Origin of the sequence: Streptomyces sp. NPDC056161 (genome assembly GCF_042268025.1) — a bacterium.
Lineage (GTDB): Bacteria > Actinomycetota > Actinomycetes > Streptomycetales > Streptomycetaceae > Streptomyces.
This window is the reverse complement of record NZ_JBHJUV010000035.1, coordinates 20298-37799: the sequence shown is the minus strand read 5'-3', so window position 1 is coordinate 37799 and position 17502 is coordinate 20298. Positions and strand designations below refer to the sequence as shown.

Sequence of the window (17502 nt, the reverse complement as noted above, 5' to 3'; positions counted from 1 at the left end):
TGTGCGCCCGGGTCCTTGGCCTTCCGGCCCGCTCTCCGCGGCGCAGGAAGAACATTACCCGAAGCTGGACGGGGCTCCAAAACGAGTATCGGCGTGGACGATCGGGGGGAGTTCGGCCAGCGAGGAGATCCGGTGGGCCGCTGCCACGGCGGTGCCGTCGGCCGGCGTCCCGACCCGGTCGATCCACACGGACAGCAACCCGGCCTCGGCCGCGCCCCGTCCGTCGATCTCCGGATGGTCACCGACGTACGCCACCTCGTGGGGCGGCAGTTCCAGGGCCGCGCAGGCCGCCAGGAACGCCTCGCCCGCAGGTTTGGAGACGCCGAGTTCCGCCGCGCACAGCACCGCCTCGAACCGGTCGCGCACGCCCAGCGCGCGCAGTTTCGGGTCCTGGACCCGGATGCTCGAATTGGACAGCACCGCGTGCCGGTGGCTCGCGGCGAGGGTGTCGAGGACGGGCAGTACGTCCGGGAACAGGCTCCAGGCGGCTTCGTAGTGCCGGATGTAGCGCAGGAACCAGGACTCGGCCTCGCCGTCGGTCAGCTCCGCGCCCAGGAACATCCGCACCCGGTCCCGGCGCTGCTCCTCGAAGCCGACCTCGCCGGAGCCGAACCGCGCCCACTGGAGGTCGGTGATCTCCCGCCAGTGCGCGAGGGCCTGCTCGGCGCTGTCGTACCTGTGCAGCAGTCCTTCGGCCGCCAGGTGTGCGCGCATCCCGGCCCGGTCGGCGGAGGTGTAGTCGAACAGCGTGTCGTCGACGTCCCAGACCACGGCTCGGATGCTCATGGGGCGACGGTAACGCGGGGGCCGTGACCGCGTCTGTACTTTCGGCGTCCTGGGGGCTCGCGGATGCCGTAGCTTGGGCGGACCGACGAGCGAAGGACCGGGCCACAGCCATGACCGAGTACCGCGTCCAGTTCACCGTCGAGGCGCGGGACGCGTACGAGGACCTGCCCGCGGAACGCCGGGCCCAGGTGGACAGGGCCGTGCGCATCCTGGCCCGTGATCCCTTCCGCAGGACGTCGACCGCCCAGCTGGGACCGGACGAGCACCTGCGCAAGGCGTACGTGGCCCCCGGTGTGATGCTGGAGTACATGGTGGCCGGCGCGATCATGGCGGTCGTGGTGCTGGAGATCTTCGACGAGAGCCACTACTTGATCGACGAGGCCGACGCGCAGTGACCGGCGCCGAGGGGCGGCACCCGGGCATCGGGTGCCGCCCCTCGCGCAGGGTGCGGTGCCTACGCCGCCAGCTTCGCCAGGGCCGCGTCGATCCGGGCCAGCGTCGACTCCTTGCCCAGTACCTGGAGGGACTCGAAGAGGGGCAGGCCGACCGTACGGCCGGTGATCGCCACCCGCACCGGGGCCTGGGCCTTGCCCAGCTTGAGGCCGTGCGCCTCGCCGGCCGCCAGGACGGCCTCCTTCAGGGCCTCGGCCGAGGTCCAGTCGGCCTGCTCCAGCCGCTCGCGGGCCGTGCGCAGCAGGGCGTCCGAGCCCTCCTTCATCGCCTTCGTCCAGCTCGCCTCGTCGAAGACCGGCTCCGGCAGGAACAGGAAGTCGACGTTGTCCGTGATCTCCGACAGGACCTTGAGGCGGGTCTGCGCGTGCGGGGCGATCGCCTGCCACTTGGCCTCGTCGAACGCCTCGGGTGCCCAGGGCGCGAACGGGGCCCGGAGCCACGGGCGGCAACGCTCCGTGAACTCCTTCACGTCCAGCAGCCGGATGTGGTCGGCGTTGATCGCCTCGCACTTCTTCAGGTCGAAGCGGGCCGGGTTCGGGTTCACGTCGGCGATGTCGAAGGCCGCGACCATCTCGTCGATCGTGAAGATGTCCTGGTCGGCGGAGAGTGACCAGCCGAGCAGGGAGAGATAGTTGAGCAGGCCCTCGGGCAGGAAGCCGCGCTCCCGGTAGAGGTTCAGGCTGGACTGCGGGTCGCGCTTCGACAGCTTCTTGTTGCCCTCGCCCATCACGTACGGCAGGTGGCCGAAGGCGGGCACCTCCTTGGCGATGCCCAGCTCGATCAGCGCCTTGTAGAGGGCGATCTGGCGGGGGGTGGAGGAGAGCAGGTCCTCGCCGCGCAGGACGTGGGTGATCTCCATCAGGGCGTCGTCGACCGGGTTGACCAGCGTGTACAGGGGGGCGCCGTTGGCCCGGACGATGCCGTAGTCGGGCACGTTCTCCGGGGTGAAGGTCAGCTCGCCGCGGACCAGGTCGGTGAAGGTGATCGTCTCGTCGGGCATCCGGAAGCGGACGATCGGGGTGCGGCCCTGGGCCTCGTACTCCGCGATCTGCTCGGCGGTCAGGTCGCGGCAGTGGCCGTCGTAGCCGGACGGCCGGCCGGCCGCGCGGGCCGCTTCGCGGCGGGAGTCCAGCTCCTCCTGGGAGCAGTAGCAGCGGTAGGCGTGGCCGGCCTCCAGGAGCCTGGCCGCGACGTCCTGGTAGATGTCCATCCGCTGCGACTGGCGGTACGGCGCGTGCGGGCCGCCGACCTCGGGGCCCTCGTCCCAGTCGAAGCCCAGCCAGCGCATCGCGTCGAGCAGCTGGTCGTACGACTCCTCGGAGTCACGGGCCGCGTCGGTGTCCTCGATGCGGAAGACCAGGGCGCCCTGGTGGTGCCGGGCGAACGCCCAGTTGAACAGGGCGGTGCGGACCAGGCCCACATGGGGGTTACCGGTGGGCGAGGGGCAGAAACGGACGCGGGGGGAGGTGGAGCCTGCTGCGCTAGCCACGCTTGACAACCTTGTTGGTGAGAGTGCCGATGCCTTCGATGGTGACGGCGACCTCGTCGCCGACGTTGAGGGGGCCGACCCCGGCCGGGGTGCCGGTGAGGATCACGTCGCCGGGAAGCAGCGTCATGGCCTCGGTGATGTTGACGATCAGGTCCTCGATGGAGTGGATCATCTCGCTCGTGCGGCCCAGCTGGCGCTGCTCGCCGTTGACGGTGAGCTGGACGGTGAGGTCGTTCGCGCGCTCCAGGTCGAGGTCCGTCTCCACCCAGGGGCCCAGCGGGCAGGAGGTGTCGAAGCCCTTGGCCCTGGCCCACTGCTTCTCGCGCTTCTGGACGTCACGGGCGGTGATGTCGTTCGCGCAGGTGTAGCCGAAGACCACGTCCTTGACGCGCTCGCGCGGGACCTCGCGGCACAGCCGGCCGATGACCACCGCCAGCTCGGCCTCGTGGTGGAGTTCGGTGGAGAACGGCGGGTACTGGATCTCGTCGCCGGGGCCGATCACCGAGGTGGACGGCTTGAAGAAGGCGAACGGGGCGTCGGGCACCTCGTTGCCCAGCTCGCTCGCGTGCTCCGCGTAGTTGCGGCCGAAGGCCACGACCTTGTTGGGGAGCACCGGCGGAAGCAGCCTGACCTTGCTCAGCGGGACCTTGGTGCCGGACAGCTCGAAGTCCGTGAACGGGATGCCCTTGATGACGTCGAGGACGAGTTCGTCCTGCTTGTCGCCCTCGACCGCGCCGAAGGCGACGGTCCCGTCGATGGAGAACCTGGCGATGCGCACGGGTTGCTTGCGCCCCTTAACTGAAGACGACCGCGTCGGCTGGGGACCGGCTGGATGTCGGCTGGAGTCTGACGCTCCAGGCTAACGCGACAGGAGGCCGCGGCCTCGCGTAGAGAGCGGGGTACGGCCTGCCGGGTACGCCTGTCCGCGGCGCGGCACGAGGGGCCGTGGGGGCCGCTCGCGGGAGACACGGAGCCCCCTGTCGTACGAGGGCGGTCGCGGACCCCGCCGTACGACAGCGGGCGCGGACCGCGCTGTACGACGTAAAGACGTACGACGGCGGACACGGCCTCCCGTACTACGGCAGTGGTCGCGAACCCCCTTGCCACGGCAGTCGCGTACCGCCGTACGGCGACGGTGTGCGCCGCTGCCGCCACACGGCGGTCCGTGCGCGTCTACTCCGCGGCGACCGTCGCGGCCGGCAGCTCGTCGAGAACCGTGCGGCGCGGATTGGCGGTGTGGGCGGGGAGGTCGAGGGAGTGCTCCGGATGTTCCGTCGCCTGCAACTCCTCGGCGTCGCCGAGGTGGGAGAGAGTCGTGCGACGCGGGTTGGCTATGGTGCGGAACATCATCGTGGTCTTCACGGCGGTAGGAACCCTGTCCTGTGTGGGTTGGCAGATACTTCCCTCTTGTAAAGCGTCAGGCTAAACATCCGATTCCCGGGCACCGTCGCGAAGTGCGCATGATCGCCGTGTGAGTTTGCTCACGGATCCGACCACAATCCGGTCAATTCCGGCCCGCAACTCGCACTATCGAAACGGACATTGCGGCCCTGAACCTGCCATTCCGCTGCTGATCATGGCGACTGGGACACTCACCCACCGCTGGCAACTCGCAGGAGTAAGTCCGTTATGGGCGAGATCATTTTCCACGCCTCGTGACACTCTCCTCACAGGCCGTCACAGGTTTCACAGGCTCGCCCATGGGCCTTGTTGGAGATCCGGCACTGTGCTGGAATTCCACGGACCGCCGCAGGATCGAGCCGGCGCTCAGGGGGCGCAAAGCAGCGCCGAGTGGCGGCGAGACAGGGGGAGCCAGCGCCGGTCACTTCACGACCACCCGGGGGACGTATTCAGGGCGCTCCCCGACAACGCCGACACCGTGCCCCACCGCTCACGCGGAGGGGCGCCTGGTCCAGAGGTTGCGACGCTAGTGCAGGGACGTTTCAAGAGGGATGGCAGTGCTCCGGCCGCGCCGGGGCCGCACGGCGGGACCGACCGCGGTTCCTCCCCCCAGCACGCCCAGAACCCAGGCCCGACCCCGGCCGGCGACGGCACAGAGCGCCCCGGGCGTCCCGGTGTCACGCAGCCGTCGAACCCCACGCCCGCGGCCAAGCCGACCAGGTCCGCCAAGGGCCCGTCCGGCCCCGGTTCGCGAATAGCCCTGCGCAACTGGCGCATCTCCACCCGTCTGGTGTCGCTGCTCGCGCTCCCCGTCGTCGCGGCCACCACACTGGGCGGCCTGCGCATCAACCAGTCGATGGACGACATCCAGCAGCTCGACAACATGAAGCTGCTGACGGACATGACGAAGCAGGCGACCGAACTGGCCGCGGCGCTCCAGGAGGAGCGCGACCAGTCGGCCGGCCCGCTGGCCAACGGCCAGAGCGCGAACAACTACACGGTCAAGGGCTACGAGCAGCGGACCGACCGGTCCCTGACCAACTTCCTCAACGCCTCCGAGCAGATCGACTCCGCGAGCAAGGACGGCAACCTCACGGGTGTCCGTGACAGCCTCGTCGGCCTGGCCGGCCAGCTGGACAGCCTGGCCAAGATCCGCCGGACCGCGTACCAGCAGGAGGGCAACTCGACCCAGACGGTCGAGGCGTACCACCGGCTGATCACCCAGCTGATCGACCTCTCCCAGGACATGGCGGAGGCGTCCAGCAACCCGGAGATGATCCAGCGCACCCGCGCCCTGGCGGCGTTCTCCACCGCCAAGGAGTACGCGTCCGTGCAGCGCGCCGTCATCGCCGCGGCGCTGCCCGACACCAACAAGACGGTCGGCGCGCTCTCCGACAACGACCGGCTCTACGGCGAGTCCGCGCTGGAGAGCGAGTCCTCCGAGCTGAACATCTTCCGCAGCCTCTACTCCGGGCAGGGCGCCGAGGAACTCCTCAAGCCCATCGACGAGGGCAACCCGACCATCGAGTCCGCGGACACCTACGCCAAGCGCGCGCTCGGCGGCGAGGACGGCCTCAGCGTCCAGAAGCGTTCCTACCGCGACTGGGTGGACGACAGCTCGACCAAGATCGAGCAGATGCAGAAGATCGAGCACACGCTGCTCGAAGAGATGGAGCAGAAGGCCCGCGAGCTGCGCAGCGCCACCGAGCGCGACGCGATCATCTCCGGTGCGCTGATCCTGCTCGTCCTCGGCGTCTCCCTGGTCGGCGCCTTCGTCGTCGCCCGGTCCATGATCCGCTCGCTGCGCCGGCTCCAGGACACCGCCACCAAGGTCGCCCAGGACCGGCTGCCCGAGCTGGTCAAGCAGCTCTCCGAGTCCGACCCGCAGGACGTCGACACCTCCGTGGAGTCGGTCGGTGTGCACTCCCGGGACGAGATCGGCAAGGTGGCCGCGGCCTTCGACGACGTGCACCGCGAGGCGGTCCGCCTCGCCGCCGAGCAGGCCCTGCTGCGGGGCAACGTCAACGCGATGTTCACCAACCTCTCGCGCCGCTCCCAGGGCCTGATCCAGCGTCAGCTGTCCCTGATCTCCGAACTGGAGTCCCGCGAGGCCGACCCGGACCAGCTGTCCTCGCTGTTCAAGCTCGACCACCTCGCGACGCGTATGCGCCGCAACGGTGAGAACCTCCTCGTCCTCGCCGGTGAGGAACCCGGCCGCCGCTGGACCCGGCCGGTCCCGCTGGTCGACGTGTTGCGCGCCGCCGCCTCCGAGGTGGAGCAGTACGAGCGGATCGAGCTGGCCTCGGTGCCGACCACCGAGGTCGCGGGGCGCGTCGTCAACGACCTCGTGCACCTGCTCGCCGAGCTGCTGGAGAACGCGACATCGTTCTCCTCGCCGCAGACCAAGGTCAAGGTCACCGGTCACGCGCTGCCCGACGGCCGGGTGCTGATCGAGATCCACGACACCGGCATCGGCCTGTCCCCCGAGGATCTCGCGGCGATCAACGAGCGGCTCGCCTCGCCGCCCACCGTGGACGTCTCCGTCTCCCGGCGCATGGGTCTGTTCGTGGTCGGCCGGCTCTCGCAGCGCCACGGCATCCGCATCCAGCTCCGCCCGTCCGACTCCGGTGGTACGACGGCGCTCGTCATGCTGCCCGTCGATGTCGCCCAGGGCGGCAAGGTGCCCGCCGGCAAGCCGGGAGTGCCCGCCACGGGCGGTCCGGCCGCCGCGCAGGCCGCCGTCGGCGCGGCGGCGGCCCGGCGCAACGCCGCCCAGGGCGGCGGCGGTGCCCTCGGGGCCGGCACACCTGCCGGTGCGCTCGGTCCCGGTGCCGCGAGCGCTGGTGGACGGCTCGGCTCCGGGAGCGGGCCGCGCGGCCAGGTCGGCGCGGGGCAGGGGCCTCGGGCCGCGCTGCCCGGCACCGGCCAGGGCGCGCTGCCGGGTGGGCCCGGCGGCGCGGGCGGGCCGCGGCAGGACCGGCCGGCACCGGCCGGGGCGGGCGCCGGAGCCTTCGGCGGCCAGGCGCCGGGTGCCCCGCAGGGTCTACAGGCCGCGGGCACGGGCGGGCCGCAGCAGGACGTCTTCGGCGGCCGTGGCGCCGCCCCGCAGCGGGGTGGCGCCGATCAGGGCCGCCAGCCGCAGCTGCCGCCGCGCGGCGGGCCGCGGGCCGAGCTGCCGGGCGGCAACCCGCAGCCGCGCACGCCCGGCTGGGGCGACGAGGGCGTGCCGCCGCTGTCCCGGTCCTCGCTGGACGCCCCGCGCGGCCACGACGAGCAGGACCCGGCGCAGACCTCGCGCATGCCGCGCATCGACGACCGCCAGGGCCCCGGGGCGACGGCGGAGATGCCGGCCGTCCCGGCGGCCGACGCCCATCGGGATCCGGCCGCCACCGGCGAGTTCCCCCGCCCGGACTTCACCGGCGCGGGCGGCGCCCGGAACACCGGCCAGTTCACCCACGCGGGCTTCGACGCCCCGCAGCGCGACACCGGCCAGTTCCCGCGGCCCGGCGGGCCCGGTCCGCAGGGCTCGGGCCAGTTCGTCCGCTCCGACGTCTTCGGTGGGCCGATCGGACCGCAGAACCCGTCCACCACGGGCCAGTTCGCCGCGCCGGGCTACGACAACGGCTCCACCGGTCAGTTCCCCGCACAGGGCTACGACAACGGCTCCACGGGCCAGTTCCCGGCCCCCGGCCACGACAACAGCTCGACCGGCCAGTTCCCCGCACAGGGCTACGACAACGGCTCCACTGGTCAGTTCCCCGCGCCCGGCCACGACAACGGCTCCACCGGCCAGTTCCCGGCCCCCGGCCACGACAGCGGCCCCACCGGTCGGCACTCGCTGCCCACCCGGCCGGGCCAGCCGCAGGGCCAGCAGCACACGGGCCAGTTCGAGCAGCCGCAGGCGAACGGCCGGGGTGCCGACTTCGGCGCGCCCCGCCCGCCGGTGCCGGCCCAGCGCGGACCGCGGCAGGAGCCGGAGGCACTGCTGCCCCCGGCGAACACTCCCGGTGACGGCCGTACGCCGCTGTACGACACGCTGGAGACCAACTGGTTCCGCGGTGGCCAGCAGGAGCCGCCGCAGGACGGCGGACCGGCCGATCCGGCCCCGCAGCAGCAGCCGCAGGGCGGACCGGGCTTCCCGGGAGACCCGCAGCGTCCCGTCACGAGTTCCTGGCGCAGCTCGCCGAACGACGAGCTCGTCCGGCAGGCCCAGCGGGTGCGGCAGCCCGCCGCGGGCGGCGTCACCACCTCCGGTCTGCCGCGCCGCGTGCCCCGGGCGAACCTCGTCGCGGGCACGGCTCAGGAACAACAACAGCACCACAGCGGTCCGCAGGTCTCGCGTGCGCCCGACGACGTACGCGGCCGGCTGACCAATCTCCGTCGGGGTATCGCGCAGGGTCGCCAGGCCAACAACGGCCAGACCGGCAGCTTCCCGAGCCCCACTCACCAGCAGGAGCGTTAGTTGAGCCAGATGAGCCAGGCGGCACAGAATCTCAACTGGTTGATCACCAACTTCGTGGACAACACCCCCGGGGTGTCCCACACCGTCGTAGTGTCCGCCGACGGACTCCTTCTGGCCATGTCGGAAGGCTTTCCGCGGGACCGCGCCGACCAGCTCGCGGCCGTCGCCTCCGGGCTCACCTCGCTGACGGCCGGGGCCTCCCGGATCTTCGAGGGGGGCACCGTGGCGCAGACGGTCGTGGAGATGGAACGCGGGTTCCTCTTCCTCATGTCCATCTCGGACGGCTCGTCCCTCGCCGTCCTCGCCCACCCGGAGTGCGACATCGGCCTCGTCGGCTACGAGATGGCGCTCCTCGTCGACCGCGCGGGCGCCGTCCTCACGCCCGACCTGCGCGCCGAACTACAGGGCAGTCTGCTCCACTGACCGGCCCCGGATCCACCCAGCTCACGAAATCACCGTCCGGCCGCCACAATCCCCCCACCGGCCCCGCCAGGCACGACTGTCCGACCTGCTGTCCCGCCCGGAGGATTCATGACCCCGCCCACCGCCTCTCATGATCCGTACGCGGAGCCGTACGGGGACGAGGGCGACCAGCCGCTGGTACGTCCGTACGCGATGACCGGCGGCCGGACCCGGCCGCGCTACCAGCTCGCCATCGAGGCACTGATCAGCACCACGGCCGACCCGGCAGCGCTCATGGGGCTGCTCCCGGAACACCAGCGGATCTGCCACCTGTGCCGCGAGGTGAAGTCCGTGGCCGAGGTGTCCGCGCTGCTGACCATGCCCCTGGGCGTGGCCCGGATCCTGGTCGCCGACCTCGCCGAGGCCGGCCTGGTCGCCATCCACCAGCCGGGCGGCGACGAGAACAACGGCGGTGCACCGGACGTGACACTGCTCGAAAGGGTGCTCAGTGGACTTCGCAAGCTCTGACGGGGGCCGGGCCACCACCTCCGCGAAGATCGTGGTGGCGGGGGGCTTCGGCGTCGGCAAGACGACCTTCGTCGGTGCCGTCTCGGAGATCAACCCGCTGCGCACAGAGGCCGTCATGACGTCCGCTTCGGCCGGCATCGACGACCTCACCCACACCGGGGACAAGACGACCACGACGGTCGCCATGGACTTCGGCCGCATCACGCTCGACCAGGACCTCATCCTGTACCTGTTCGGCACCCCCGGCCAGGACCGCTTCTGGTTCATGTGGGACGACTTGGTCCGCGGCGCCATCGGCGCGGTCGTCCTGGTGGACACCCGACGCCTCTCCGACTGCTTCCCCGCCGTCGACTACTTCGAGAACTCGGGCCTCCCCTTCGTCATCGCCCTCAACGGCTTCGACGGCAACCAGCCCTACACCCCCGACGAAGTCCGCGAAGCCCTGCAGATCGGCCCGGACACCCCGATCATCACGACCGACGCCCGCCACCGGGCCGACGCCAAGAGCGCACTCATCACCCTCGTCGAACACGCCCTCATGGCACGGCTGAGGTAATAGGGAAGAGAGACGGCCAAAGTGGCCGCGCCGAAAGGGTAGGACTCAAGTCGACAGTCGCTTACGGCAGTTGCCGTACCGGCAGGGGATCCGGCTGTTGCCTTAGACACGGTCGGCTCCCCTGTTCATAACGTTTCGGCAGAGGAATCGGTTCAGATCGACACGCGTCGCGGTCGAATGAACCCGCTGCGCGCACAAGAGCCCCGCCTTTTGGCGGGGCTTGTTCTTTATGACCGGTTTATCTGCGACTCGGATCACGCGGAAATCACCGGCTCCACTGTTTGGAAGTGCGCTGGTCGTCGTGCTGGAATGCCTGAACTGCCCAGTAGTCAAAGACGTACTGAGGAACCGAGTAGTGGTCCGTCGACATATCGGGCTCTGAGAGACTGCGGCACGACGTAGGTGCCCGCCGCCGAGAGGTTGTTGGTCGAGTGAGGCGAAGCAAGAACGGCCCCGAGCCGTCGGCCCGGGGCAACTTCACCCCGCCGCCGCGCGCCGCGGCGCCCAGCCCCCTGCCCGGTCCGGAGCGGACGCCCGCTCCCGCGCCGCGCGGCGGCCGCCTCTCCCCCCGCAACTGGCGGGTGCCGACCCGCCTGAACGCGATCCTGCTCATACCCGTGGTGGTCGGCCTGGTCATGGGCGGCTTCCAGGTGAACAGTTCGATCGACACCTGGAAGCAGGCCCGGGACGCGGAGAGCACCGCGCGCCTGGTCCGCGCCGCCCTCACCTACGCGGACGCTCTCTACGTCGAGCGCGACGTCTCCGTGGCGCCCCTGCTGCTGAACACCGACAAGGCGCCCGTCGACGACGCCCGCAAGAAGACCGACCAGGCCGCCACCGCCTTCGACCGGGCCGCGCGGAACATGCCGCGGAAAGCCGGCCTGGAACGCCGTCTGAAACTGTTCCGCGAAGAGGAGCCCAAGCTCCAGGACCTGCGCAAGACGGCTTACACCACGAAACTCACCGGTGTGGGGACCGAAGAGGGCTATGTCGGGATCGCCCACCCCTTGATGGAGTTCGCCAACGAACTCGGACTGGGCACCGGCAACATCACTTCCTACGGCCGTACCGTCTACGCCATCTCACTGACCAAGGCCGCGCTGTCCCTCGAACGCTCCATCGGCATGCACCTGCTGATCAAGCCGGGCCCGGACGCCCCCAACCTGGCCACCCAGCGGGTGGCCCTGTCGTCGTACGCCTATCTGGAGCGGATAGCCGTCGAGGAGTACGTGGGCGGCGGTACCGACGCGGACGCGCAGAAACTCACCGACGCCGAGCAGAAGATCAAGACCGACGGTGCCGCGCTGGCCCGGCAGGCGGGGGCCAAGGACCCGAAGTACGTCGCGCCGCCGGCCAACCCGACCACGATGGTCTCGGCCGTCGCCTCGCTGCCCGACACCGGCACCGCGGCCCGTCAGGCGCTGGCCCAGAAGGGCATCACCGCGCAGAACTGGTGGGCGGTCAACACCCTCAAGTACGACGCGTACCGCACGATCGAGTCGGACCTGGCCGACAAGGCGGTGAGCGAGGCCGCGGGCATCGCCGACGACGCCAGGACCTCCGCGTTCGTCACCGGTGCCGCGATCGTGGTCGCCCTGTTCGTCGCGTTCCTCCTGGCCGGCGCCGTCGCCCGGCAGATGAGCCGCTCGATGCGCCGACTACGCAACGCGGCCTTCGGGATCGCCGAGCAGCGCCTGCCGATGCTGGTCGACCAGCTCTCCCGCACCGACCCCGGCCGGGTCGACACCCGGGTCGCGCCGATCCCGATCGCCTCGACCGACGAGATCGGCGAGGTCGCCCGCGCCTTCGACCAGGTCCACCGCGAGGCCGTCCGGCTCGCCTCCGAGCAGGCCCTGCTGCGCGGCAACATCAACGCGATCTTCACCAACCTCTCCCGCCGCAACCAGTCGCTGATCGAGGGCCAGCTGACCCTGATCACCGACCTGGAGAACAACGAGGCCGACCCGGACCAGTTGGAGAGCCTCTTCCGGCTGGACCACCTGGCGACCCGTATGCGCCGCAACGGCGAGAACCTGCTCGTCCTCGCGGGCGAGGAGCCCGGCCGCCGCTGGGACCAGCCGGTCCCGCTGGTCGACGTGTTGCGCGCCGCCTCCTCCGAGGTGGAGCAGTACGAGCGCATCGAGCTGTCCGGCGTGCCCGAGGCCGAGATTCACGGCCGCGCGGTGACCGACCTCGTCCATCTGCTGGCCGAGCTGCTGGAGAACGCCACCACCTTCTCCTCGCCGCAGACCAAGGTGCGGGTGACCGCGACCCGGCTGCCCGACGGCCGGGTCATGATCGAGATCCATGACAAGGGCATCGGCCTGACCGCCGAGGACTTCGCGGACATCAACCACAGGTTGGCCAACCCGCCGACCGTGGACGCGGCGATCTCCCAGCGCATGGGCCTGTTCGTGGTCGGCCGGCTGTCCGACCGGCACGGCATCCGGGTCCAGCTGCGGCCCTCCGGCGAGCAGGCCGGCACCACCTCGCTGGTCATGCTCCCCGACGCGATCACCCACGGCGGTGGCGGGCAGCAGCCGCTGAACCGGGAGTTCACGGTCTCGCAGATCATCCCGGAGCAGTCGTTCCCGGGCGAGAACCCCGGTCAGCAGCTGCCGATGCGCACCGCGGCGGAACTCGGCTTCGACGACAGCCGCTACCCCGACGTCCCCGACGACATCAGGGAACTGGACCCGGTCGGCCGCTCCCTGAAACGCGAGGAGCGCCGCGCGGCCCTGGGCGGCCAGGCGCAGGACGCGGGTGCGCTCCCCCAGGGCGGGCAGGAGACCCCCGGGGCGCCCTCCTACGCCGAGGGGTTCGACGCACAGACGTACGACAGCGGCCGTACGGGCTACCAGCAGCAGCCCGCGCCGTACGACCCGCAGCCGGCGTACGAGCAGCCGGGCCCGGCGTCGTACGGCGGGCAGTACTACGCGACCGACGGCGGCCTCCCGCAGCACGGCGACTTCCCGCAGCACGGCGGCCTCCCGCAGGGCGACACGTTCGACCCGACCGGCGGCTACCCGCAGCAGGCGTATGCGGAGCCCGCCCAGGAGCAGCAGGCGAGCGCGCCCGGCGAGGCGGCCGGCTCCTTCCCCGGTTTCGGCGAGCAGCCCCACCAGGACGACTGGCCCCAGCGGGACGGCTACCAGAACGGATATCCGGGCCCGTACGCTCCCGAAGCGGAATCTTCGCAGGCCGGTGACGTGACGGAGCGGGACCGCGTAGGCTTCGACCGTCCGGGACCGGCTTCCTCCGCCGTCCACGAGCTGACCGACGCCGGGCTGCCCCGCCGCGGAACCATCGCGAGCGGTCCGAACGGCAACGGCCCGCTCGACGGGGCGGACGGGCACCAGGAGACGCCGGAGCCCGCATCGGAGAACAGCGGGGACGGTGGCTGGCGTTCGGCGAACGACGAGCGCTGGCAGCACGCCTCGCAGCTGCGCAAGCCCAAGGCAGGCGGGGTCACCCCCTCCGGCCTGCCGCGGCGGGTGCCCAAGGCCAACCTGGTCGAGGGTGCCGCGGAAGCCACCCACCAGGGAGGCCCACAGGTCTCCCGAGCCCCGGAGGACATCCGGGGCAGGCTGAGCAACCTGCGTCGGGGCGTCCAGCGCGGACGCAACGCTGGCGCAGGCGGTGAAACGAACGGCCAGGGCTTCGGTCCTGACAGCACCTACGACCAGGAGCGTTAGTGTGAGCCCGATGAGCCAGGCGGCACAGAACCTGAACTGGTTGATCACCAACTTCGTGGACAACACCCCGGGGGTGTCCCACACGGTGGTGGTCTCCGCCGACGGACTCCTTCTGGCGATGTCCGAAGGCTTCCCCCGCGACCGCGCCGACCAGCTCGCGGCCGTCGCCTCCGGTCTGACGTCACTGACGGCGGGCGCCTCCCGGATCTTCGAGGGGGGCACGGTGAACCAGACAGTTGTGGAGATGGAGAGGGGATTCCTCTTCATCATGTCCATCTCCGACGGCTCGTCGCTCGCAGTCCTGGCACACCCGGAGGCGGACATCGGCCTCATCGGGTACGAGATGGCACTTTTGGTGGACCGCGCGGGCACGGTTCTCACCCCGGATCTGCGTGCGGAGCTCCAGGGCAGCCTTCTCAACTAACAGACAGACGGTGCGTTTTCGCCTTACGGAGCCGTAAGGTTTCGGGACGCGGCTCCCAGGGACGGGTGCCCGGCACGGTCGGAGGAGGAGAAAGTGGCAACACCCCCAAGCGGTTCGTCGGCAGGCAACTGGTCGTACGGCCCTGCGCAGGGCCAGGGTGACGGTTCGACGAACCGGTACAACTTCCCCTCCACCCCGAGCCACCGGCAGCCGTACGCACCGCAGGGCCCCGGCCCTTCACCGTACGACCAGCCGCCGGCCCCGCGCATCCAGCCGGTTCAGCCGCAGCGCCGTCCCGAGCCGGCGCCCGCCATGGCGGCGAACAATCCCTTGGTGCGTCCGTACGCCATGACCGGCGGCCGGACCCGCCCGCGCTACCAGCTCGCCATCGAGGCGCTGGTGCACACCACCGCGCAGCCGCACCAGATGCAGGGCCAGTTGCCCGAGCATCAGCGGATCTGCCACCTGTGCCGAGAGATCAAGTCGGTGGCCGAGATCTCGGCGCTGCTGACCATTCCCCTCGGCGTGGCCAGGATCCTCGTCGCCGACTTGGCGGAGGCGGGCCTGGTCGCCATCCATCAGCCCGGCGGCGACGAGAACGCCGGCGGCCAGCCAGACGTGACATTGCTCGAAAGGGTGCTCAGTGGACTTCGCAAGCTCTAGCGGCGGTCCTTCCCGCTCCACCACCTCAGCGAAGATTGTGGTGGCGGGCGGCTTCGGCGTGGGTAAGACCACGTTCGTCGGCGCTGTCTCGGAGATCAACCCGCTGCGCACAGAGGCCGTCATGACGTCCGCTTCGGCCGGCATCGACGACCTCACCCACACCGGGGACAAGACGACCACGACGGTCGCCATGGACTTCGGCCGCATCACGCTCGACCAGGACCTCATCCTGTACCTGTTCGGCACCCCCGGCCAGGACCGCTTCTGGTTCATGTGGGACGACCTGGTCCGCGGCGCCATCGGCGCGGTCGTCCTGGTGGACACCCGGCGCCTCGCCGACTGCTTCCCCGCCGTCGACTACTTCGAGAACTCGGGCCTCCCCTTCGTCATCGCCCTCAACGGCTTCGACGGCAACCAGCCCTACACCCCCGACGAAGTCCGCGAAGCCCTGCAGATCGGCCCGGACACCCCGATCATCACGACCGACGCCCGCCACCGGGCCGACGCCAAGAGCGCACTCATCACCCTCGTCGAACACGCCCTCATGGCACGGCTGAGGTAGCGCGACCCGCGGCCTCGGTCACCGGGCCGCCCTGCCGGGCCGTACGCCGGCCACGGGTGGTCCGTGGCCGGCCGCCCGGCTCCCCGTGTCCTGGAGAGGCGCGTCCTGAAGAGGCGCGTCCGTCCCTGGTACATGCCGAAAATGGGCCCCTCCGCAGTGGAGGGGCCCATTTGGTGTGGGCAGGCGGCGCCGGTCTAGCCGTGCCAGCTGTGCGGGGCCCGGAAGCCGGGCTCGCGCTCCAGGCGGCGCCAGCCCGCCTTGGCACGGCCGCGGTGCGCCGGGGTCGGCTCGGAGCTACGGGCGGCGGCGCGGGCCAGCAGGATCGCCGTTATGGCGGCGACCTCCTCGGGCTCGGCGTGGCCCTTCTCGACGCGGATGTCGGGATCGTTCATGGCTGTCAGTCTCCGTGAGAGAGGTTCCCGCGGGCCGGCACGTGGCTCACCGCGGATCCACCGGGTTACTGCGGGGGGTTGCCGTGCTTGCGCGAGGGCAGGTCGGCGTGCTTGGTGTGCAGCATGGCCAGCGATCTGGCCAGCACCTCGCGGGTCTCGGCCGGGTCGATGACGTCGTCGACCAGGCCGCGCTCGGCGGCGTAGTACGGGTGCATCAGCTCGGCCTTGTATTCCTTGACCATCTTCTGCCGCATCGCCTCGGGGTCGTCGGCCCCGGCGATCTGCCGGCGGAAGATGACGTTGGCCGCGCCGTCGGCACCCATCACGGCGATCTCGTTGGTGGGCCACGCGTACGTGAGGTCCGCGCCGATGGACTGGCTGTCCATCACGATGTAGGCGCCGCCGTACGCCTTGCGGAGGATCAGCGAGATCCTCGGCACGGTCGCGTTGCAGTAGGCGTAGAGGAGTTTCGCGCCGTGCCGGATGATCCCGCCGTGCTCCTGGTCGACGCCGGGGAGGAATCCCGGGACGTCCAGGAAGGTGATGATCGGAACGTTAAAAGCGTCACACATCTGGACAAAGCGTGCAGCTTTTTCGCTCGCCTCGATGTCCAGTACGCCCGCCAGCACTTGCGGCTGGTTGGCGACGATGCCGACGACCTGGCCGTCGATGCGGGCCAGCGCGCAGATGATGTTGCGGGCCCAGCGCTCGTGGACCTCCAGGTAGTCGCCGTCGTCGACGATCTCCTCGATGACCTTGGCCATGTCGTAGGGCCGGTTGCCGTCCGCCGGGACCAGGTCGAGCAGGACGTCGCTGCGCCGGTCGACCGGGTCGGTCGACTCCACCCGCGGCGGGTTCTCCCGGTTGTTCTGCGGCAGCAGCGACAGGAGGTAGCGCACCTCCGCGATGCACGTCTCCTCGTCGTCGTAGGCGAAGTGGCACACGCCGGAGGTCTCGGCGTGCACGTCCGCGCCGCCGAGGCCGTTCTGGGTGATCTCCTCGCCGGTGACCGCCTTGACCACGTCGGGCCCGGTGATGAACATCTGCGAGGTGTCACGGACCATGAAGACGAAGTCGGTGAGCGCCGGCGAGTAGGCCGCGCCGCCCGCGCACGGGCCGAGCATCACGCTGATCTGCGGGATGACCCCGGACGCCTTGGTGTTGCGCTGGAAGATGCCGCCGTAGCCGGCCAGCGCCGAGACGCCCTCCTGGATGCGGGCGCCGGCGCCGTCGTTGAGGGAGATCAGCGGGGCACCGGCCGCGATGGCCATGTCCATGATCTTGTGGATCTTCGTGGCGTGCGCCTCGCCGAGCGCCCCGCCGAAGATCCGGAAGTCGTGGGCGTAGACGAAGACCGTACGGCCGTCCACCGTGCCCCAGCCGGTGATCACACCGTCCGTGTAGGGCTTCTTGGCCTCCAGGCCGAAGCCGGACGCCCGGTGCCGGCGCAGCTGCTCGACCTCCTGGAAGGACCCCGCGTCCAGGAGCAGCTCGATCCGCTCCCGGGCGGTCAGCTTGCCCTTGGCGTGCTGCGCCTCGGTCGCCTTCTCGCTGGGACCCGCCAGCGCCTGCGCACGGATGACGTGCAACTCGGCGACCCGCCCGCGCGCGTCCGTCGGCTCGCCGTCCGCCTCGCCCACGGCCTCGCCGGCCGTGTCACCCGTCGTCTCTTCCAAAACGGTCATGTAG

Annotated in this window: 15 protein-coding genes; 9 read left to right on the top strand and 6 right to left on the bottom strand. The window is 70.7% G+C overall.

The genetic code is table 11. From position 1 onward, the window contains the following. Positions 1-54: 54 nt before the first annotated feature. Positions 55-786, bottom strand: a complete 732-nt coding sequence (locus tag ACFC09_RS28720; RefSeq protein WP_376533234.1) for an HAD family hydrolase — start codon at positions 784-786, stop codon at positions 55-57. A gap of 110 nt (positions 787-896) precedes the next feature. Between ACFC09_RS28720 and ACFC09_RS28715 the strand changes: the two genes are divergently transcribed. Next, positions 897-1181: a type II toxin-antitoxin system RelE/ParE family toxin gene (locus tag ACFC09_RS28715; protein WP_376533233.1), complete on the top strand. Its 285-nt coding sequence runs from the start codon at positions 897-899 to the stop codon at positions 1179-1181. Positions 1182-1240: 59 nt separating this feature from the next. Here ACFC09_RS28715 and gltX read toward each other — a convergent pair whose 3' ends face one another. The 3 genes from gltX to ACFC09_RS28700 all read right to left on the bottom strand — a co-directional run bounded on the left by gltX (position 1241) and on the right by ACFC09_RS28700 (position 4090). Further along, positions 1241-2728: a glutamate--tRNA ligase gene (gene gltX / locus ACFC09_RS28710; protein WP_376533232.1), complete on the bottom strand. Its 1488-nt coding sequence runs from the start codon at positions 2726-2728 to the stop codon at positions 1241-1243. Next, on the bottom strand, positions 2721-3506 hold the full coding sequence (locus tag ACFC09_RS28705) for a fumarylacetoacetate hydrolase family protein (protein ID WP_376533231.1): 786 nt from the start codon (positions 3504-3506) through the stop codon (positions 2721-2723). Before ACFC09_RS28705 ends, gltX begins: the two co-directional genes overlap by 8 nt. A gap of 395 nt (positions 3507-3901) precedes the next feature. After that, positions 3902-4090: a hypothetical protein gene (locus tag ACFC09_RS28700; RefSeq protein WP_376533230.1), complete on the bottom strand. Its 189-nt coding sequence runs from the start codon at positions 4088-4090 to the stop codon at positions 3902-3904. Positions 4091-4658: 568 nt separating this feature from the next. Here ACFC09_RS28700 and ACFC09_RS28695 point away from each other — a divergent pair. The 8 genes from ACFC09_RS28695 to ACFC09_RS28660 all read left to right on the top strand — a co-directional run bounded on the left by ACFC09_RS28695 (position 4659) and on the right by ACFC09_RS28660 (position 15421). After that, positions 4659-8591 (top strand): nitrate- and nitrite sensing domain-containing protein, encoded by a 3933-nt coding sequence (locus ACFC09_RS28695; RefSeq protein WP_376533229.1) that lies wholly within the window; start codon positions 4659-4661, stop codon positions 8589-8591. 9 nt (positions 8592-8600) lie between these two features. Further along, on the top strand, positions 8601-9014 hold the full coding sequence (locus tag ACFC09_RS28690; protein WP_037654657.1) for a roadblock/LC7 domain-containing protein: 414 nt from the start codon (positions 8601-8603) through the stop codon (positions 9012-9014). 108 nt (positions 9015-9122) lie between these two features. Continuing rightward, a complete protein-coding gene (locus ACFC09_RS28685) occupies positions 9123-9521 on the top strand; it encodes a DUF742 domain-containing protein (protein ID WP_121890765.1) in 399 nt (132 codons plus the stop codon). Beyond that, positions 9502-10077, top strand: a complete 576-nt coding sequence (locus tag ACFC09_RS28680; protein WP_376533228.1) for an ATP/GTP-binding protein — start codon at positions 9502-9504, stop codon at positions 10075-10077. The genes ACFC09_RS28685 and ACFC09_RS28680 overlap by 20 nt, the downstream gene beginning before the upstream one ends. A gap of 431 nt (positions 10078-10508) precedes the next feature. Further along, positions 10509-13772 (top strand): nitrate- and nitrite sensing domain-containing protein, encoded by a 3264-nt coding sequence (locus ACFC09_RS28675; RefSeq protein WP_376533227.1) that lies wholly within the window; start codon positions 10509-10511, stop codon positions 13770-13772. 10 nt (positions 13773-13782) lie between these two features. Further along, the gene (locus tag ACFC09_RS28670) at positions 13783-14196 is read left to right on the top strand and encodes a roadblock/LC7 domain-containing protein (protein ID WP_376533226.1); all 414 of its coding nucleotides are present in this window, start codon (positions 13783-13785) and stop codon (positions 14194-14196) included. A 93-nt stretch (positions 14197-14289) separates the two neighbouring features. Further along, positions 14290-14859: a DUF742 domain-containing protein gene (locus tag ACFC09_RS28665; RefSeq protein WP_376533225.1), complete on the top strand. Its 570-nt coding sequence runs from the start codon at positions 14290-14292 to the stop codon at positions 14857-14859. Further along, complete coding sequence (locus ACFC09_RS28660; RefSeq protein ID WP_200262884.1) at positions 14840-15421, top strand: ATP/GTP-binding protein; 582 nt, start codon at positions 14840-14842, stop codon at positions 15419-15421. Before ACFC09_RS28665 ends, ACFC09_RS28660 begins: the two co-directional genes overlap by 20 nt. A 194-nt stretch (positions 15422-15615) precedes the next feature. On the opposite strand, the gene ACFC09_RS28655 is transcribed toward ACFC09_RS28660, so the two are convergent. Both ACFC09_RS28655 and ACFC09_RS28650 read right to left on the bottom strand, forming a co-directional pair. Continuing rightward, the gene (locus ACFC09_RS28655) at positions 15616-15813 is read right to left on the bottom strand and encodes an acyl-CoA carboxylase subunit epsilon (protein ID WP_376533224.1); all 198 of its coding nucleotides are present in this window, start codon (positions 15811-15813) and stop codon (positions 15616-15618) included. Between the two features lie 65 nt (positions 15814-15878). After that, positions 15879-17498, bottom strand: a complete 1620-nt coding sequence (locus tag ACFC09_RS28650; RefSeq protein ID WP_376533223.1) for an acyl-CoA carboxylase subunit beta — start codon at positions 17496-17498, stop codon at positions 15879-15881. Positions 17499-17502 lie beyond the last annotated feature (4 nt).